Origin of the sequence: Herbiconiux liukaitaii, assembly GCF_041927495.1 — a bacterium.
Lineage (GTDB): Bacteria > Actinomycetota > Actinomycetes > Actinomycetales > Microbacteriaceae > Herbiconiux > Herbiconiux liukaitaii.
Genome location: NZ_JBHFHG010000006.1, coordinates 66386 through 81480 on the forward strand (window position 1 = coordinate 66386; position 15095 = coordinate 81480).

Annotated in this window: 13 protein-coding genes; 5 read left to right on the forward strand and 8 right to left on the reverse strand. The window is 71.5% G+C overall.

The window, feature by feature from the left end; translation table 11 throughout:
* Position 1: 1 nt before the first annotated feature.
* On the forward strand, positions 2-1642 hold the full coding sequence (locus ACEXQC_RS12730; protein ID WP_374822708.1) for an FAD-dependent oxidoreductase: 1641 nt from the start codon (positions 2-4) through the stop codon (positions 1640-1642).
* Positions 1643-1689: 47 nt separating this feature from the next.
* Here the strand turns inward: ACEXQC_RS12730 and ACEXQC_RS12735 are convergent, their stop codons facing one another.
* From ACEXQC_RS12735 to ACEXQC_RS12745, 3 genes are all read right to left on the reverse strand, one after another.
* The gene (locus ACEXQC_RS12735) at positions 1690-2733 is read right to left on the reverse strand and encodes an LLM class flavin-dependent oxidoreductase (protein WP_374822711.1); all 1044 of its coding nucleotides are present in this window, start codon (positions 2731-2733) and stop codon (positions 1690-1692) included.
* Complete coding sequence (locus ACEXQC_RS12740; protein WP_374822716.1) at positions 2730-3428, reverse strand: NADPH-dependent F420 reductase; 699 nt, start codon at positions 3426-3428, stop codon at positions 2730-2732. The genes ACEXQC_RS12735 and ACEXQC_RS12740 overlap by 4 nt, the downstream gene beginning before the upstream one ends.
* Positions 3429-3516: 88 nt before the next feature.
* The gene (locus ACEXQC_RS12745; RefSeq protein WP_374822719.1) at positions 3517-3978 is read right to left on the reverse strand and encodes a MarR family winged helix-turn-helix transcriptional regulator; all 462 of its coding nucleotides are present in this window, start codon (positions 3976-3978) and stop codon (positions 3517-3519) included.
* Positions 3979-4004: 26 nt separating this feature from the next.
* Here ACEXQC_RS12745 and ACEXQC_RS12750 point away from each other — a divergent pair, with 26 nt between their 5' ends.
* Positions 4005-4940 (forward strand): aldo/keto reductase, encoded by a 936-nt coding sequence (locus tag ACEXQC_RS12750; RefSeq protein WP_374822722.1) that lies wholly within the window; start codon positions 4005-4007, stop codon positions 4938-4940.
* Positions 4941-4949: 9 nt separating this feature from the next.
* Here ACEXQC_RS12750 and ACEXQC_RS12755 read toward each other — a convergent pair whose 3' ends face one another.
* The gene (locus tag ACEXQC_RS12755) at positions 4950-5831 is read right to left on the reverse strand and encodes an Fpg/Nei family DNA glycosylase (protein ID WP_374822725.1); all 882 of its coding nucleotides are present in this window, start codon (positions 5829-5831) and stop codon (positions 4950-4952) included.
* Positions 5832-5966: 135 nt separating this feature from the next.
* Here ACEXQC_RS12755 and ACEXQC_RS12760 point away from each other — a divergent pair, with 135 nt between their 5' ends.
* On the forward strand, positions 5967-9230 hold the full coding sequence (locus tag ACEXQC_RS12760; protein WP_374822728.1) for a lamin tail domain-containing protein: 3264 nt from the start codon (positions 5967-5969) through the stop codon (positions 9228-9230).
* Positions 9231-9330: 100 nt separating this feature from the next.
* On the opposite strand, the gene ACEXQC_RS12765 is transcribed toward ACEXQC_RS12760, so the two are convergent.
* From ACEXQC_RS12765 to ACEXQC_RS12780, 4 genes are read right to left on the reverse strand one after another with little or no spacing between them, the layout of a single operon-like run.
* Positions 9331-9804: a MarR family winged helix-turn-helix transcriptional regulator gene (locus tag ACEXQC_RS12765; protein ID WP_374822731.1), complete on the reverse strand. Its 474-nt coding sequence runs from the start codon at positions 9802-9804 to the stop codon at positions 9331-9333.
* Between the two features lie 52 nt (positions 9805-9856).
* Positions 9857-10765, reverse strand: coding sequence for a ferredoxin family protein (locus ACEXQC_RS12770; protein WP_374822733.1), 909 nt, complete (start codon positions 10763-10765; stop codon positions 9857-9859).
* A 28-nt stretch (positions 10766-10793) separates the two neighbouring features.
* Positions 10794-12143 carry a cupin domain-containing protein gene (locus ACEXQC_RS12775; RefSeq protein WP_374822735.1) on the reverse strand — a complete coding sequence of 450 codons (1350 nt, stop codon included), beginning with the start codon at positions 12141-12143 and terminating at the stop codon, positions 10794-10796.
* Positions 12140-12394, reverse strand: coding sequence for a BatC protein (locus ACEXQC_RS12780; RefSeq protein ID WP_374822737.1), 255 nt, complete (start codon positions 12392-12394; stop codon positions 12140-12142). The genes ACEXQC_RS12775 and ACEXQC_RS12780 overlap by 4 nt, the downstream gene beginning before the upstream one ends.
* 169 nt (positions 12395-12563) lie before the next feature.
* Here ACEXQC_RS12780 and ACEXQC_RS12785 point away from each other — a divergent pair, with 169 nt between their 5' ends.
* Both ACEXQC_RS12785 and ACEXQC_RS12790 read left to right on the forward strand, forming a co-directional pair.
* Positions 12564-13484: a hypothetical protein gene (locus ACEXQC_RS12785; RefSeq protein WP_374822740.1), complete on the forward strand. Its 921-nt coding sequence runs from the start codon at positions 12564-12566 to the stop codon at positions 13482-13484.
* Positions 13485-13606: 122 nt separating this feature from the next.
* Positions 13607-15040 carry a YVTN family beta-propeller repeat protein gene (locus tag ACEXQC_RS12790; RefSeq protein ID WP_374822743.1) on the forward strand — a complete coding sequence of 478 codons (1434 nt, stop codon included), beginning with the start codon at positions 13607-13609 and terminating at the stop codon, positions 15038-15040.
* Positions 15041-15095: the final 55 nt, after the last annotated feature.

Here is a 15095-nt window from a genome sequence, read left to right on the forward strand (position 1 = left end):
CATGCCCACTCGTCATCTCGAGGCACCCTTCGTGGTCATCGGCGGGGGACTCGGCGGCGTCGCCGCCGCCCTCACCGCCGCCCGGCTGGGCACGCGAGTCGTGCTCACCGAGGCGAGCGACTGGCTCGGCGGCCAGCTCACGAGCCAGGGTGTTCCGCCCGACGAGCACGAATGGATCGACCGCCAGGCGATCTCACCGAGCTACACCGAGCTGCGCGAGCGAATCCGGGACCACTACCGCCGCGAGTATCCGCTGGCCGAGGGCATCGGAGCGGTCGTCGAGCTCAACCCGGGAGCGGGCTTCGTCTCGCGACTGTGCCACGAGCCCCGGGTGGCCCACCTCGCGATCCGCGAGATGATCTCGCCGCTCGAGGCCTCCGGCATGCTCACGGTGCTGACCGAGCACGAGCCCGTTGAGGTGCTGCGGGACGGCGATCGCATCGAGGCGGTGCGACTCGTCGACCGCCGGACCGGTGACGAGGTGGTGCTGCGGGGCGGCATCGTGGCGGATGCGACGGAGCTCGGCGACCTCCTCGAGCTCGGCGCCGTCGACCACGTGGTGGGTGCCGAGGCGGCCTCGGAGACGGGCGAGCTGCACGCGCCCGACGTCGCGGACCCCCTCGACCAGCAGGCCATCACCTGGTGCGCCGCCCTCGAGCTGCGACCGGGGGAGTCGCACGTGATCGACCGCCCCCGCCACTACGACCACTGGCGTTCGGCCGTTCCCGCCTTCTGGCCTGGCCCGCAGCTGTCGTGGGTCGACGTGGAGCCGATCAGTCTCGAGGCCCGCTCGCGGCCGATCTTCTTCGGCACCCCGGAGGCGGCGGTCTGGAGCGACGACCTCGACCTGTGGCACTACCGCCGCATCCTGTCGCGCCGCATGATGGTGCCGGAGTGGGCCGGGCACGATGTCACCCTCGTCAACTGGCCGCAGGTGGACTACTGGGACGCGCCCCTGGTGGGCGTGGATGCGGCGGCCAAGGCCGCAGCCCTCGAGGGGGCCCGCGAGCTCACCAGGTCGTTCATCTACTGGATGCAGACGGAGGCTCCGCGGGCCGACGGCGGGGAGGGCTACCCCGAGCTGAGACCACGCGGCGACGTGCTCGGCACCGCCGACGGGCTGGCGAAAGAGGCGTACATCCGCGAATCCCGTCGCATCCGGGCCCTCTTCACCGTGACCGAAGGCCACATCGGCCGCGACATGCGCGGAGACGGGGCCGGATCGGCGGTCTTCGACGACAGCGTCGGAATCGGCTTCTACCGCATCGATCTGCACCCGTCGACGGCCGGCCGCAGCTACGTCGACATCGACTGCTACCCGTTCCAGATCCCGCTCGGGGCACTCATTCCGCGGGATGTCTCGAACCTCCTCGCGTGCAATAAGAACATCGGCAGCACCCACATCACCAACGGCGCCTACCGGCTGCACCCGGTGGAATGGTCGATCGGCGAGGCGGCGGGGGCGCTCGCCACCTTCTGCAGCGGCGTCGGGGTGCGCCCGGAGGCCGTGCACGCCGACACGGGTCTGCGCGAGGACTACCAGGCGCTGCTCTCGCACCGTCTGGGCATCGCGCTCGCGTGGAGCGACGAGATCCGCACCCGGGGGTCGCGGAGCGAGGCGGTCGCGGTCGTGGAGGCGTAGCGGCGCCCGTCAGGGCGCAGCGGAGTAGGACGGGCTGACCGCTGCGGTCAGCTCGTCGCCGCGGTGCCCAGTTCGCGGTCGACGGCGGGCTTCACCACGGTGCCGAGGAGCTCGATGTGGTGGAGGAGGTCGCGGTGGGGCATGCGCCCCCAGTCGCTCTCGAAGCCGAACCGGTCGGGGCCCAGCTGCTCGTGCACGGTCAGGATGCGCTCGGTGATCTCCTCGGGATCGCCGATGAAGAACGAGCCGCCTGGCGCGACCTGCCGGTCGTAGAGGGGGCGGGGGATGCGCGAGGTGCCGCCCATGTCGTTCGTGCGCTCAGTCATGCGGTCGTAGAAGCCCGAGCGGGCCGCGGGGCCGTCGTCGGCGATGAAGCCGAGCGCGCCGAAGCCGACCGTGCGCTTGTGCTCGGGTGTGCCGGTCTGCGCCGAGGCCTCGCGGTACAGCTCCACGAGGGGCTTCAACCGGATCGGGTCTCCGCCGACGATGCTGAAGAAGATGCGCGAGTGCAGGTTGGCGGCGCGGATGACGGAGTTGGGGTTGCCGTTGGTGCCGAGCCAGATCGGCAGCTCGCTCTGCTCGGGGCGGGGGACCACCTCGGCGTTCTCGAGGGGGGCCCGGAACGTGCTCGACCAGGTGATGCGCTCGGACTCGTCGAGCTTGAGCAGCAGCTCGTAGTTCTCGGCGAAGAGCCCGTCGTAGTCCTCGAGCGAGTGGCCGAAGAGCTTGAACGGATCGGCGGCCGATCCGCGACCGGCGATGATCTCGGCCCGACCGTTCGAGACGGCGTCGACGATCGCGAACTGCTGGTAGACGCGCACGGGGTCGTCGGCCCCGATGACGGAGATGGCGCTCGAGAGGCGGATCCGGTTCGTGACCATCGCGGCCGCCGCGAGCACGGTGGCGGGGCTCGACGACGGCATCGTGAACGAGTGGTGCTCGCCCACACCGAACCAGTCGAGTCCGACCTCTTCGGCGACCCTGATGGCCTCCACGAGATTGCGGATGCCCTGCGCGGTGCTGACGCGCTTTCCGGTCGCGGGATCGTTCTCGAGCGATCCGAAGCTCATCATCCCGAGTTCCATGGTCATGCCTCCTGCAGTGCGGTTCGTGCGGTCGGTGCGGTTGATGCGGTCGTGCCGAGGGCGGCACGTGTGCGGTCGGCGTCGAGCCGGTCGTCGAAGATGGGGGTGCCCGGCTGGAGCACCGCGGAGCCGCTGAGCGGTCCGGTGAAGACCGGGTCGTAGCCGAGGGAGTCGATGAAGTCGGCCACGAGTCGCGCCGCCTCCTCGTGGTCCGACGAGATCGCGAGGGCCCTTCGGTCGGGCGCTCCTGGCGGACGGGCGTCGGCCTCGAGCTCGTGGTAGCCGATGTGGTTGAGCGTCTTGACCACCTCGGCGAGGGGGAGCGCGCGCTGCACGAGCTCACTCGTGGGGGCCTCGGCGTCGCTGAACCCAGGCACGTGCCCGTCGAGCGGTTCCCAGTAGTTCATGACGTCGATCACGGTGCGCCCGGCGAAGACGGCCGGGTCGAGCGTGGCGAACTTCTTGAGCGGAACCGCGAGGACCACGAGATCGGCGTGGGCGGTGACATCGCTCGCGCTGCCGATGCGGGTGCCCGGCATGGTGAAGCGGGCCACGAGCGCGAGTTCGTCCGGCGTTCCCGATCCGGCGACGCTCACGGAGTGACCCGCGGCCACGGCTGCTCTGGCGATGGCCGTGCCCACCCGGCCGGCTCCGATGATCCCGATGCGCAGACCCTGCGGTCCGCTCGGCTGCGATGGCATTCCCGACTTCTCTCCGCCGATCGCGACAACTGCGATCTACTTGATGATTCAAGTAGAGTAGCTCAATCTACTTGAATCGTCAAGTAAATCAGGATCGGGGAGCTGACCTCCGGAGGTTCTCGGCGATCGGCCGCAGCAGTTGGGCCAGCTGAGCGGCGGAATCCTCCGGGAGGTGATCGAAGACCAGGCGGCGCACCTCCTCGACGTGCCCGGGAGCGGCGGCCTGCAGGGTCTCCCAGCCGAGCTCGGTGAGGGTGACATATCGGGTGCCGCCCTTCTGGGTGCGCGTCACGAGCCCGCGCTCCGCCAGGCGAGTGACCGTGTGCGAGAGCCGCGAGAGAGAGCCGTTCGCCAGCTCGCTCAGCTGCAGCATCGCGATCGAGCGGCCGGGCGATCCGGAGGCCATCGCCAGCACCGAGTACTCGAACCGGCCCAGGCCGGAATCCCTCTTCAACTGCGTCTCGATGGCCCCGGGGAGGTACTCGAAGACCGACAGGAGCTGCAGCCAGGCATCGGCCTCTTGGTCGTCCAACCACCGCGGTTCGCTCATGCGGGAACCCTACTAGCGTGGGGCTCATGAAGACATTCACTCTGCCAGGCACCGACATCACCGTTCCGAACGTCGTCCTCGGGCTCATGCGCATCACCGAGAAGACCGACGACGAGGTGCGTGAGCTCCTCCGCACCGGCCGCGACGCCGGCATCGACTTCGTCGACCACGCCGACGTCTACGGCGACGACCTGCACGGCTGCGAGCGGCGCTTCGCCGAGGCCATGCAGCTCTCGCCCGCCGAGCGGGACGCGATCACCATCCAGACCAAGGCCGGCATCGTGCGCGAGGGGCCGTACTTCGACTTCTCCTACGAGCACATCGTCTCGTCGGTGGAGGCGTCGCTCGAGGCCCTGCAGACCGACCGCATCGACATCCTGCTGCTCCACCGCCCCGACGCGCTCGTCGAGCCCGAAGAGGTCGCGAAGGCGTTCGACGAGCTCGAGAGCTCGGGCAAGGTGCGCGCCTTCGGTGTCTCCAACCAGACGCCCAGGCAGATCGACCTGCTCAAGAAGTACGTGCGTCAGCCGATCGTGGCCAACCAGCTGCAGCTCTCCATCACGCACTCGCCGATCATCGCGCAGGGCGTGGCGACGAACATGCTCGGCGAGGACCAGTCGGTCACGCGCGACGGCGGTGGCATCGTGGACTACTGCCGCCTCAACGACATCACCATCCAGGCCTGGTCGCCGTTCCAGGCCGGCTTCTTCAACGGCGTCTTCCTCGATTCGCCCGACTACCCCGAGCTCAACGCCGTGATCGACAGGCTCGCCGCGCAGTACGACGTGCCGCCCATCGCCATCGCTACCGCCTGGATCACACGCCACCCCGCGCAGATGCAGGTGGTGCTCGGCACCACGAGCCCCGAGCGCGTGGCGGGGGCGGCGCAGGGCTCCGACCTGCCCCTCACCCGGGCCGAGTGGTACGAGCTCTTCCGCGCCTCCGGCCACCTCGTGCCGTAGGCGGCACCGCTACTTGAGGAGGCGGGAGAGCACGCGGTCGGCGAGGGGCTTGCCTCCCGTCTGGCAGGTGGGGCAGTACTGCAGCGAGGAGTCGGCGAAGGTCACCTGGCGCACGGTGTCGCCGCAGACCGGGCAGGCCTCTCCGGTGCGGCCGTGCACCTGCAGGTGCGACTTCTTCTCGCCCTTGAGCTCGCTCGCCGCGACGCCGTCGGCGCGGGCCACCGCCTCCCGCAGGGTGCGCTGCAGCGCCTCGTAGAGCAGCACCCTGTCGGCGGCCGGCATGGAAGCGGGCTTGTAGGGCGACATGCGGGCCGCGTGCAGGATCTCGTCCGAGTAGGCGTTGCCGATGCCCGCGATGAGCGATTGGCTGCGCAGCACCCCCTTGATCTGAGCACGCCCGGCGTCGGCCAGGATGCGCGCGAAGACCTCCTCGGTGAAGGCGGCATCGAGCGGATCGGGGCCGAGCCGCGCGATGCCGGGCACCTCAGACGGGTTGCGCACCACGTACAGCGCGAGGCTCTTCTTGGTGCCTGCCTCGGTGACGTCGAACCCCGCGCCGGCGGGCAGGCCGTCGCCTCCCGCGAGCACGAGTCGAGCGGCGAGGGCACCGCGCGCGGGCTTGCCGGTGGGCGGGGGAGGCGGGCCGTCGCGCCAGCGGATCCAGCCGGCTCTCGCCAGGTGCAGCACGAGATGCAGCTCGCCGATCTCGAGGTCGAGGAACTTGCCGTGCCGCCGCACACCCCTCACGGTCTCGCCGGCCAGAGCGGAGGCCGGGGGATCGAAGGTCTTGAGCGCCGCGAACGAGACGAGCTCGAACCGGTCGACCACCTGGCCGCCGAGGCGGCGCCCGAGGTCACCCACGAGCGCTTCGACCTCGGGCAGTTCTGGCATGCCACCAGTCTCCGCCTCGCCGCCGACATCCGCGAGCCCCGCGCCCGCGCATCCGTTGGGCTGGCGTTCACCTGCCGTTCCCCAGGGCTCGCCACACTTCGGTCGACGCCATCAGGCGTGCGTGAAAGGGCCCCCATGCGAATTCATTGGCGAAAGAACGCCGCGCTCCTCATCTCGACCGCTCTCGCTGTGCCGCTCCTCGCGGCACTCTCGCCGATCGCGGCCCCCGCCGCCTCGGCGGCGCCGGTCGTCCCGAGCGACACGGCGTCGATCCGCATCAACGAGGTCGAGTCCGACGGCGACGCCGTGGGCGACTGGGCGGAGTTCACGAACATCGGATCCGTCGCCGTCGACGTCTCCGGCTGGATCGTGCGCGACGACAAGGACGACCGCACCGATGCTCTGCCGGCCGGCTCCGTGATCGAGCCCGGCGGCTTCCTGGCGTTCGGCGAGCCCGAGATGTCGTTCGGACTCGGCAAGGCCGACACCGTGCGCCTCTACCTCGCCGACGGCACCACGCTCGTCGACTCCTACGCCTGGACCCAGCACGCCGCCGCCACCAGCTACGGCCGCTGCGCCGACGGCACGGGCGAGTTCATCGTCACCGTCGCCCCGACGCGCGGTGCCGCCAACGCGTGCACCCTCGATGCCTCCACCGTCGTGCGCATCAACGAGGTCGAGTCCTCCGGAGGCGCCCCCGGCGACTGGATCGAGCTCGTCAACACCGCGTCCGTGACCGTCGACGCCTCCGGCCTCGTGCTGAAGGACAGCGACGACACCCACACGTTCGTGGTGGCCGAGGGCACCACGATCGCCGCAGGCGGCTTCGTGGCCATCGACGTCGACGTCACCGGCGGCTTCGGACTCGGCGGCGGTGACTCCGCGAGGCTCTTCGCGGCCGACGGCACCACGCTCATCGACTCCTACTCCTGGACCTCGCACGGCACCCCCACCTACGGGCGCTGCCCCGACGGCACGGGCGAGTTCGCCACGACCGTCTCCTCCACCCGCGCCGCCGCCAACGACTGCGCGCCCGTGGTCGTGCCCGGCGACGCTGTGCGCATCAACGAGGTCGAGTCCAACGGCGGCACCCCCGGCGACTGGATCGAGCTCGTGAACCCGACGGCCGACGCCGTCGACGTGAGCGGCTGGATCGTGAAGGACAACGACGACACCCGCACCGCCGCGCTGCCCGCCGGCACCTCGATCGCCGCGGGCGGCTACTTCGCGATCGACGAGTCGGTCTTCGGCTTCGGTCTCGGAGCCACCGATTCGGCGCGCATCTACGCTCCCGACGGCGTGACGCTCATCGACTCCTACAGCTGGACCGGTGGCCACGCCACCACGACGTACGGGCGCTGCCCGGACGTCACGGGCGAGTTCGCCGTCACGACCTCCTCCACCAAGGCTGCCGCGAACGACTGCAGCGCCCCCGTGCGCATCAACGAGATCGAGTCGTCCAACGGAGTGCCCGGCGACTGGATCGAGCTGAAGAACAACGGTGCCTCCGCCGTCGACGTCTCGGGCTACGTGCTCAAGGACAACGACGATACCCACGCGGTCACCATCCCCGCGGCCACGAGCATCGCCGCCGGCGGCTACCTCGCCATCGACGTGGAGGAGGGCACGAGCGGCTACGGCCTCGGCGCCAACGACTCCGCTCGGCTCTTCGCGGCCGACGGCACCACGCTCGTCGACTCGCACACCTGGGCCGGTCACGCCGCGACCACCTACGGGCGCTGCCCCGACGGCACCGGCGAGTTCGCGGTGACCAGGGTGGTCACCAAGGGTGCGGCCAACGCGTGCGAGGGCGACCTCGTGACCGCGCCGTGGCCTGGCGGTGCCGAGGTCTCCACGATCGACGAGGCCGGCTACTTCGGCACGAACATGAGTGGGCTCGCTTACGAGGCTTCGACCACCGCCCCCGCCGACACCCTCGAGGGCACGCTGTGGGCCGTGAAGAACGGTCCTGGCACGCTCTACCAGCTCGAGTGGAACGGATCCGCCTGGGTCCCCTCCACCGAGGCCGGCTGGTCGGCGGGCGCACCCCTGCACTACGCCGACGGCACGGGCGACGTCGACTCCGAGGGTGTGGCGTTCACCGCTGCAGGCCCCGCGGGCGGCGCGTTCGTCTCCACGGAGCGCAACAACTCCGTGTCGGGCGTGAGCCGGCCCGCCGTGCTGCGCTACGACGTGACGGGCACCCCCGGTTCTGCCGGGCTCTCCGCCTCCATGGAGTGGAACCTCGCCGCCGACCTGCCCGTCGTGGGCGCGAACGCGGGCCTCGAGGGCATCGCGTGGGTTCCGGATGCCGTGCTCGTGCAGAAGGGCTTCGTGGACGAGAGCACGAACGCTCTCTACGACCCGGCCACGTACGCGGACCACGGTGACGGCCTGTTCTTCGTGGGCCTCGAGGCCAACGGCACGGTGTACGCCTACGCACTCGACCAGGTGACCGGCGGCTACGACCGCGTGGCCACCATCTCGAGCGGGTTCACCGGGGTCATGGACCTCGAGTGGGATGCCGAGAACAGCGTGCTCTGGGCGGTCTGCGACGACACCTGCGAGGGGCGCAGCGCGCTGCTCGACGTAGCTCCCGCGACCGCCGCGACCGGTGCGGGGCGCTTCGCGGTGACCACCGTGCTCGAGCGTCCGACCGGCATGCCGAACCTCAACAACGAGGGCTTCGCGGTCGCACCGCAGTCGCAGTGCGCCGACGGCCTGAAGACCGCGTTCTGGTCGGACGACAACGGCACCGGCGGGCACTCGCTGCGCGCCGGCACCGTGACGTGCACCGAGGCGCCGGTCGACCCGACGGATCCGACCGATCCCACGGACCCGACGGATCCCACGGACCCGACGGATCCCACGGACCCGACCGATCCCACGGACCCCACGGACCCGACGGTGCCGACCGATCCCGCGCCGACCGATCCGGGAGCCCCCAGCGGGTCGCCGGCCCCGGTCGACGACAGCGCCCTCACCGATGCGGCCCGCGGTTCGGTCTCGACCCCCGCGACCGCGCGGGTCGGGCAGACGGTGGTCGTGACGATGAGCCCGGCGCTCGCCGGCAGCCAGGTCGACGTGTGGCTGCACTCCACGCCGGTGAACCTCGGTCGTCACACCGTGTCGGCGGCGGGCACGGTGAGCGTCGTCATCCCGGCGAACGCCCCGCTCGGAGCCCACAAGATCGCGGTCGTCGACGTGCGCGGCGGCCTCATCGGCTGGGACGACATCGCCCTCTCGGCCGCGGCCGCCGCCCCCGGCGGCTCCGGGGCCGGCTCCGCGGGAGGCTCGCTCGCCTCCACCGGTGCCGAGCCGCTCCTGCCGATCGGACTCGCGGCCGCCCTGCTCCTCGCCGGCCTCACCGCGGTCATCCTCCGCCGCCGCACCGCCTGACACCGACCGGGGCACCGTTCCGAACCGCAACGCTCCCGGCATCCGGCGCCCACAAGGGCTCGGAGGCCGGGAGCTTTGCGGTTGTCAACGCCGCGAGCCGTCAGCGGCCGAGGGCGTTGTCCGGGTCGAGGCGCGTGAGGAGCGACTGCATGATGCCGTCGAGCTGGGTGACCTGCTCGGGCGAGAGCGCGTCGATCACGTGCTCACGCACGTTCTCGACGTGACCGGGCGCCGTCTCCACCACCTTCGCCCACCCCGCCTCTGTGAGGTGCGCGTTGGTGGCGCGCCGATCGCCGGGGCAGGGCAGGCGCTCCACGTAGCCGCGCCCCTCGAGCCGGCTCACGACGTGCGAGAGCCGGGGGAGCGAGGAGTTGGTGCCCGCCGCGAGCGCCCCCATGCGCAGCAGGTGACCGTCGCTCTCGGAGAGCGTCGCCATCACGAGGTACTCGAAGTGCGTGAGCTGGGCGTCGCGCTGCAGCTGCGAGTCGAGCACGGCGGGCAGCAGTTCCACCACGGCCTCGAGTCGGATCCACGCCCTCAGCTGATCGGCCGTCAGCCAGCGCACCCCGTCCATGCTCCGAGTCTAGATCGATTGTCGGAACAACTATCGTCGGTGCCCGCCGCCGTCAGGCCCGGGCGATGGAGGCGAGCTGCCACTGCCGCACACGGCCCGTGCGAGTGGCGGCGCACGTGCTGAGCAGGGGCTCGGAGAGGTGCTCGGCCAGCTCGACCGTGACGGGACCGGCCTCAGAGTCGAGGCGCACGGTCCAGTGCGCGGCGCCCAGCACGGGGTCGCCGTCGCCGTGCCACAGCTCCTCGAGCGGGGGATAGGCGTCGAGGCGATCGTCGCCGTAGGCCTCGCGGGCGAAGTGCTGGGCCGCCTGCACGGGGTGGGTGAGTGAGCTGCGGCCGCGGTAGAACTCGTCGACCACCCGGCCGTCGAGGTAGGCGCGGGCCACCGTCGCCGCGTCGGTGTCGTCGACGCGGCCGTAGTAGAGGGCGTGGGGGAAGAGCACCATGGTGCCGGCGAAGCGGTCGCCGCCGAGGTGCGAGCATTCCCACGTCTCCTCGGGGAACTCGGCCGCGAGGGTGCCGACGACCTGGCGGCCGCGCACGGCGCAGCACTGGTCGTGGCGGGCGTGGGCGCACACGCAGAACACCGGGTGCTCGGAGGGGGTGCCTGTGGAGCCGTCGAGCGGCACCGCCAGCAGCTCGGCGGGGTCGCTCACCTCACCCCAGCGCACCTCCTCGTGGCCTGGCCGCGAGTCGACGAACGCCCACCGCCAGCTCGACTGGGCCTCACGTCGACCGGTGCGACGGATGGCGAGCGGGCGCAGCCCGGCCGCCTCGATACGGGTCACGAGAGCGCGCCCGAGCTCGGGGTCGAACGGCGGATCGAGGAACGCCCGGGTGCCCCACGCCCCCGAGATCTCGACCAGGAACCACTGCAGCCCACGCGACCCGGTGGCCGTGAGCGGATCCTCGCGCTCCCGAGCCCGATCACTGCACGGCCGCCACCCACCCCCATCACTCACGCGACGACGCTCCGCGAACTCGATCGCATCAGGCGGGGACCAGGATGGCCTCGCGGAGCAGGCGGCGCACCACCACGATCGCGTCGTCGACGTCGAGCCCCGGCAGCTCGGAGAGCTCCACGGGCCCGCCCTCGTGCAGACGCCGCACGGCAGCCTCCGCCTCGGCCGGCAGCGCCACGGTCTTGGACGCCGTGACGATGCGCACGGTGCCGGACCCGCTGCCCGATCCGCCAGTCGACCCGCTGCCCGACTCTATGCGAGCGGTCAGCGACCCGCGCCAGCGCACCACCGAAGCGGCTCCGAGCGCGGCGGCGGCCTCCACGGTCGCGAGCGGAGCGACGGGCTCCGGCCGCGTGGCATCGGCGAACCGCCGAGCCAGCGCCCGCGAGACCATCCCGACCCCGTCCGCTCCGGATCGATCGCTGGAAGACGCCGAAGCGGACGCGCCGAGGGCCGCGAGCATCTCGGCGGCGACCTCCTGCACGAGGGGCCGCATGGCCTCAGGCGACGACCAGTCGACGCCGAGCGGCAGCGATCCGCGCAGGGCCTCGTGCTCGCCGAGCGTCGACACGAGCGCGCGCACCACGTCGGCGCGCGTGTACGCTGCCATGCCCACGGTGAGGTGCACCGAGGTGCCCCCGAGGGCAGTGGCCGAGTGGATCCACCCGCGCGGCAGGTAGAGGGCGTCGCCCGGTCGCAGCACAGCGTCGATGACGGGCTCGCCCAGCGCGGCCTCGGCCACAGCGGCGCGGTGATCCGTCCACGGCTGATCGCGCAGCGGATCGACGTGCACGGGAGCGTGGATGCGCCAGTGCTTCTCGCCCGCGATCTGCAGCACGAACACGTCGTGCACGTCGTAGTGCGGGTCGAAGCCGCGCGACGAGGCCGGCGTGACGTAGGCGTTGACCTGGGCGGGATGCCCGATGTCGTCGATGAGCCGGCGCGTGAAGTCGATGAGCGGCGGCCACACCCGGTGCAGCCCCTGCAGCACGATCGTGGCCCCGGCGGCGAACTCGGCGAGCACCTTCTCAGAGCTCACCTGATCACCGACCTCGGCCCCGAACCCGCCGGACGCCGTGAACGAGGAGGAGGGCAGAACCGACCCCTCCTGAGCCATGCGGATGAACGGCGTGCGCAGACCCCGCTCGCTCACGAGCTCGTCGACAGCAGCCGCGCTGAACAGGTCGGAGAAGTCGGTGTAGAGGCCGGAGGCGGGGGAGAGGAGCGCCTGACGGCCCCAGTACTCGCTCGCGAAGACCTCGGGCGAGACGTCGATGCACCGCGCGAGGGCCGAGCGCGGGGCCGACCCTGAAGAGGGTCGACCCGCGCCGTCGTGAGCCCGGTCGCCGGTGTGAGCGGGAGCGGGATCGAGTGTCACGCGGAGCCGTCTGCCCCGCCGTCGTGGCCGTCGGCGTTGGCTCCGCCGTCGGCGGGGCCTTCACCCTCGTCGGCCGAGCCGTCTGCTCCGCCGTCGTGGCCGTCGGCGTTCGCGCCGCCGTCTGCGGTGCCCTCGCCGGCCGCAGCCGAGCCGTCTGCTCCGCCGTCGTGACCGCCGGGGTTCGCCCCGCCGTCTGCCACGCCTTCGCCGCCCCCGGCCTCGGTGGTGATGTCGTCGTCGTTGATGGCCATGGTGTCTCCTGTCGAGGTGGTGGTTGCCGTCGATCCGACACTACGCCCGCCCTCCGACACGGTGAACCCCCTCCCGTCGACAACACTCCGACAACAAGAGGAACCCCGTGCGACGAGCAGACGTCGGCGAGACGGTGCGTCGTGGAGCGAGTGTGCTTGACTCGGCGACATGAGACCCCGCCGCCTCGCCCTGCCAGCCGCCCTCGCCCTCGCCCTGCTGCTCGCGGGGTGCACCGGTGCGACGCCGGCGTCCGACCCCGACGCCACGGCGACGCAGACGCCCACCGCGGCGGCCGAGCCGAAGACGCTCGTGGAACTCGCCGACGCCGTGAGGGCGGAAGGGCTCGTCGACTCCGCCACGTTCTCCGAGATCACGGGCGATCCGGGCTCGCTCTCGATTCAGCTCTACTGGACGGATCCCCCGCGCCCTGCTGAGCAGCTCGACGTGCTCACCGAGATCGATGGCCGCATCGACGACGTGCTCGCCGACCGCCCCGAGGTGACGCAGATCAGCATGACCACGGCTCGCCTCGACGGCACGATCGTGGGAATCGGTGCGGCTTACGACCCCGGTGCCGAGGTGCTCCTCGAGATGCTCGAGACCGTGTCGTACTCGCCGTGCTCCTTCGCGAGCCTCGACACACGGGATGTCGGTGAGGGCCCGCGTGCGATCGTCACTCTCACCTGCAAGGTGGAGGCCACGGATGCAGTGGGTCTGGCGTCGGCGTACGACGACGTCACCGACTACCGCATCGACGCCGCCGGGATCGACGGGACGCGCTGGGACGTGTCGCTCGCCGGCCGGTCCGCCGCGGACGGGGACATGCGCTTGGAGGCGGGCCCGATCGAAGGCCGCCAGCAGCTCTTCACCGACGCCATGACCCTCGCGGTGGAGGGAGGCGCCGATCAGCTCACCCTCATCGACGATGGTGAGGGCATCACGATCGTCGGTTTCGCGGATGCCGCCCAGGCCGGCCTGTGCACGGTCATGCGCGAGCGCCTCCTCGCCGCCGGCGTGCCGTTCGCCTCGGTGTCGCTGCAGCTGCGCGACACGGAGCCGGGAGCCTGGTCGTGCCGCGTCGACTCCTGAAGTGGGGCCTTGTCCGCCCCTGAGGATTCCGCCAGAGTGAAGTCCTCGGCCTGCGTCGTGGTGTCTCCCCTGCGGGCCGCTCTCGTCCACGTGCAGCTACCGCCCCGGAAGTGAGCTGCAGCATGACCCGACACGGTGCACCCCTTCGGCGCAGGATCCTGACGATAGCGGCGACCGCACTGCTCACCGGCGGCGCCGTCGTGCTGCTCTCGGGGCCGGCGATCGCCGCCGGCGAACCCACCGTGATCGCCGTCGGGCTCAATCCGCAGACGGTGATCGTGAGCCCCGACGGCGGCACGGTCTACGTCGCCAACGCCAACGGACACTCGATCTCGGTGATCGACGCCACCACCCGGGCGGTCGTCGACACCGTGCAGGTCGGCAACGTGCCGCTCTCGATGGCCATGAGCCCTGACGGTTCGACGCTCTACACGACCGACTCGTACGACGGCTCCGTGTCGGTCGTCGACACGGCTCTGGGGGAGCGCACCGCGGGCATCCCCGTCGCCGGCTACCCGATCGGTGTGGCGGTGAGCCCCGACGGGTCGACGCTCTACGTCGCCCAGAACAACCTCGGCTCGCTCGCGGTCGTCGACACGGCGACCCAGACCGTCACCGGCACGATCCCCGTCGGGGCGTCCCCGAGGTCGACGGTGTTCAGCGCCGACGGCACCACCGCCTACGCCACCGGCGGCGAGGCGATCACCGTGATCGACACGTCGTCGCGCACTGCCACGGCCACCGTTCCGATGGGCACGCGGGCGACCTCCCTCGCCCTCAGCCCCGACGGCACGACGCTCTTCACCGCCGACCCCTTCGACAACACGTCGACGGTGATCGACACGGCCACCGACGAGGTGATCGCCACCATCCCGATCGGCTTCGGACCCCTGGATGTGGCCTTCCGCCCCGACGGCGCCGTCGTCTACTTCACGAACTTCGCCGCGGACACCGTCACGGCTGTCGACACCGCCTCCCGGGAGGTGACCGCCACGGTCACGGTGGGAGAGCGCCCTCGGGAGCTCGCGATCAGCCCCGACGGTCGCCTCGCGTACGTCTCCCTCATGGGCGACTCCGTCGCGGTCGTCGACCTGCCCGCGGAGCCGGTCTTCGTGGAGGACACCCCGCCCGCTGCAGCGACGGTGGGGCAGCAGTACGCGTACACCTTCACGGCGACCGGAGAACCGCAGCCGACCTTCACGCTCTCATCGGGCGCTCTCCCTGACGGCCTGTCGCTCAGCCCCGAGGGTGTGCTGTCGGGCACGCCGACGAGCGCCGGGCCCGCGACCTTCACGGTGACCGCGGCCAACGGTGTGGCACCCGACGCGACGACGGATCCGCTCACCATCACGGTCGCGGATGTCGTGCCGACGCCCACCCCGACGCCGACGCCCACGCCGACGACCGCACCCACCACCGCGCCGACGGCGCCGCCCGCCAACCCGGCCCTGGCCGCGACGGGCGCCGATCCGCTCGTTCCCCTTGCGGCGGGGGCGATGGCCCTCGTGGCCGGGGCGTTCCTCGCCGCGGCGAGGCGGATGCACCGCGCCCGCTGACCGCGGCTACTGGCCCCGACGGCTACCGAGCCCCGACGGGTACCGGCGACCGACT

What these genes read in the sequence shown, in the direction of transcription:
- ACEXQC_RS12730 (WP_374822708.1), top strand. Translation starts at nt 2, where the DNA reads ATGCCCACTCGTCATCTCGAGGCACCCTTCGTGGTCATCGGCGGGGGA.
- ACEXQC_RS12735 (WP_374822711.1), bottom strand. Translation starts at nt 2,733, where the DNA reads ATGACCATGGAACTCGGGATGATGAGCTTCGGATCGCTCGAGAACGAT.
- ACEXQC_RS12740 (WP_374822716.1), bottom strand. Translation starts at nt 3,428, where the DNA reads ATGCCATCGCAGCCGAGCGGACCGCAGGGTCTGCGCATCGGGATCATC.
- ACEXQC_RS12745 (WP_374822719.1), bottom strand. Translation starts at nt 3,978, where the DNA reads ATGAGCGAACCGCGGTGGTTGGACGACCAAGAGGCCGATGCCTGGCTG.
- ACEXQC_RS12750 (WP_374822722.1), top strand. Translation starts at nt 4,005, where the DNA reads ATGAAGACATTCACTCTGCCAGGCACCGACATCACCGTTCCGAACGTC.
- ACEXQC_RS12755 (WP_374822725.1), bottom strand. Translation starts at nt 5,831, where the DNA reads ATGCCAGAACTGCCCGAGGTCGAAGCGCTCGTGGGTGACCTCGGGCGC.
- ACEXQC_RS12760 (WP_374822728.1), top strand. Translation starts at nt 5,967, where the DNA reads ATGCGAATTCATTGGCGAAAGAACGCCGCGCTCCTCATCTCGACCGCT.
- ACEXQC_RS12765 (WP_374822731.1), bottom strand. Translation starts at nt 9,804, where the DNA reads ATGGACGGGGTGCGCTGGCTGACGGCCGATCAGCTGAGGGCGTGGATC.
- ACEXQC_RS12780 (WP_374822737.1), bottom strand. Translation starts at nt 12,394, where the DNA reads ATGGCCATCAACGACGACGACATCACCACCGAGGCCGGGGGCGGCGAA.
- ACEXQC_RS12785 (WP_374822740.1), top strand. Translation starts at nt 12,564, where the DNA reads ATGAGACCCCGCCGCCTCGCCCTGCCAGCCGCCCTCGCCCTCGCCCTG.
- ACEXQC_RS12790 (WP_374822743.1), top strand. Translation starts at nt 13,607, where the DNA reads ATGACCCGACACGGTGCACCCCTTCGGCGCAGGATCCTGACGATAGCG.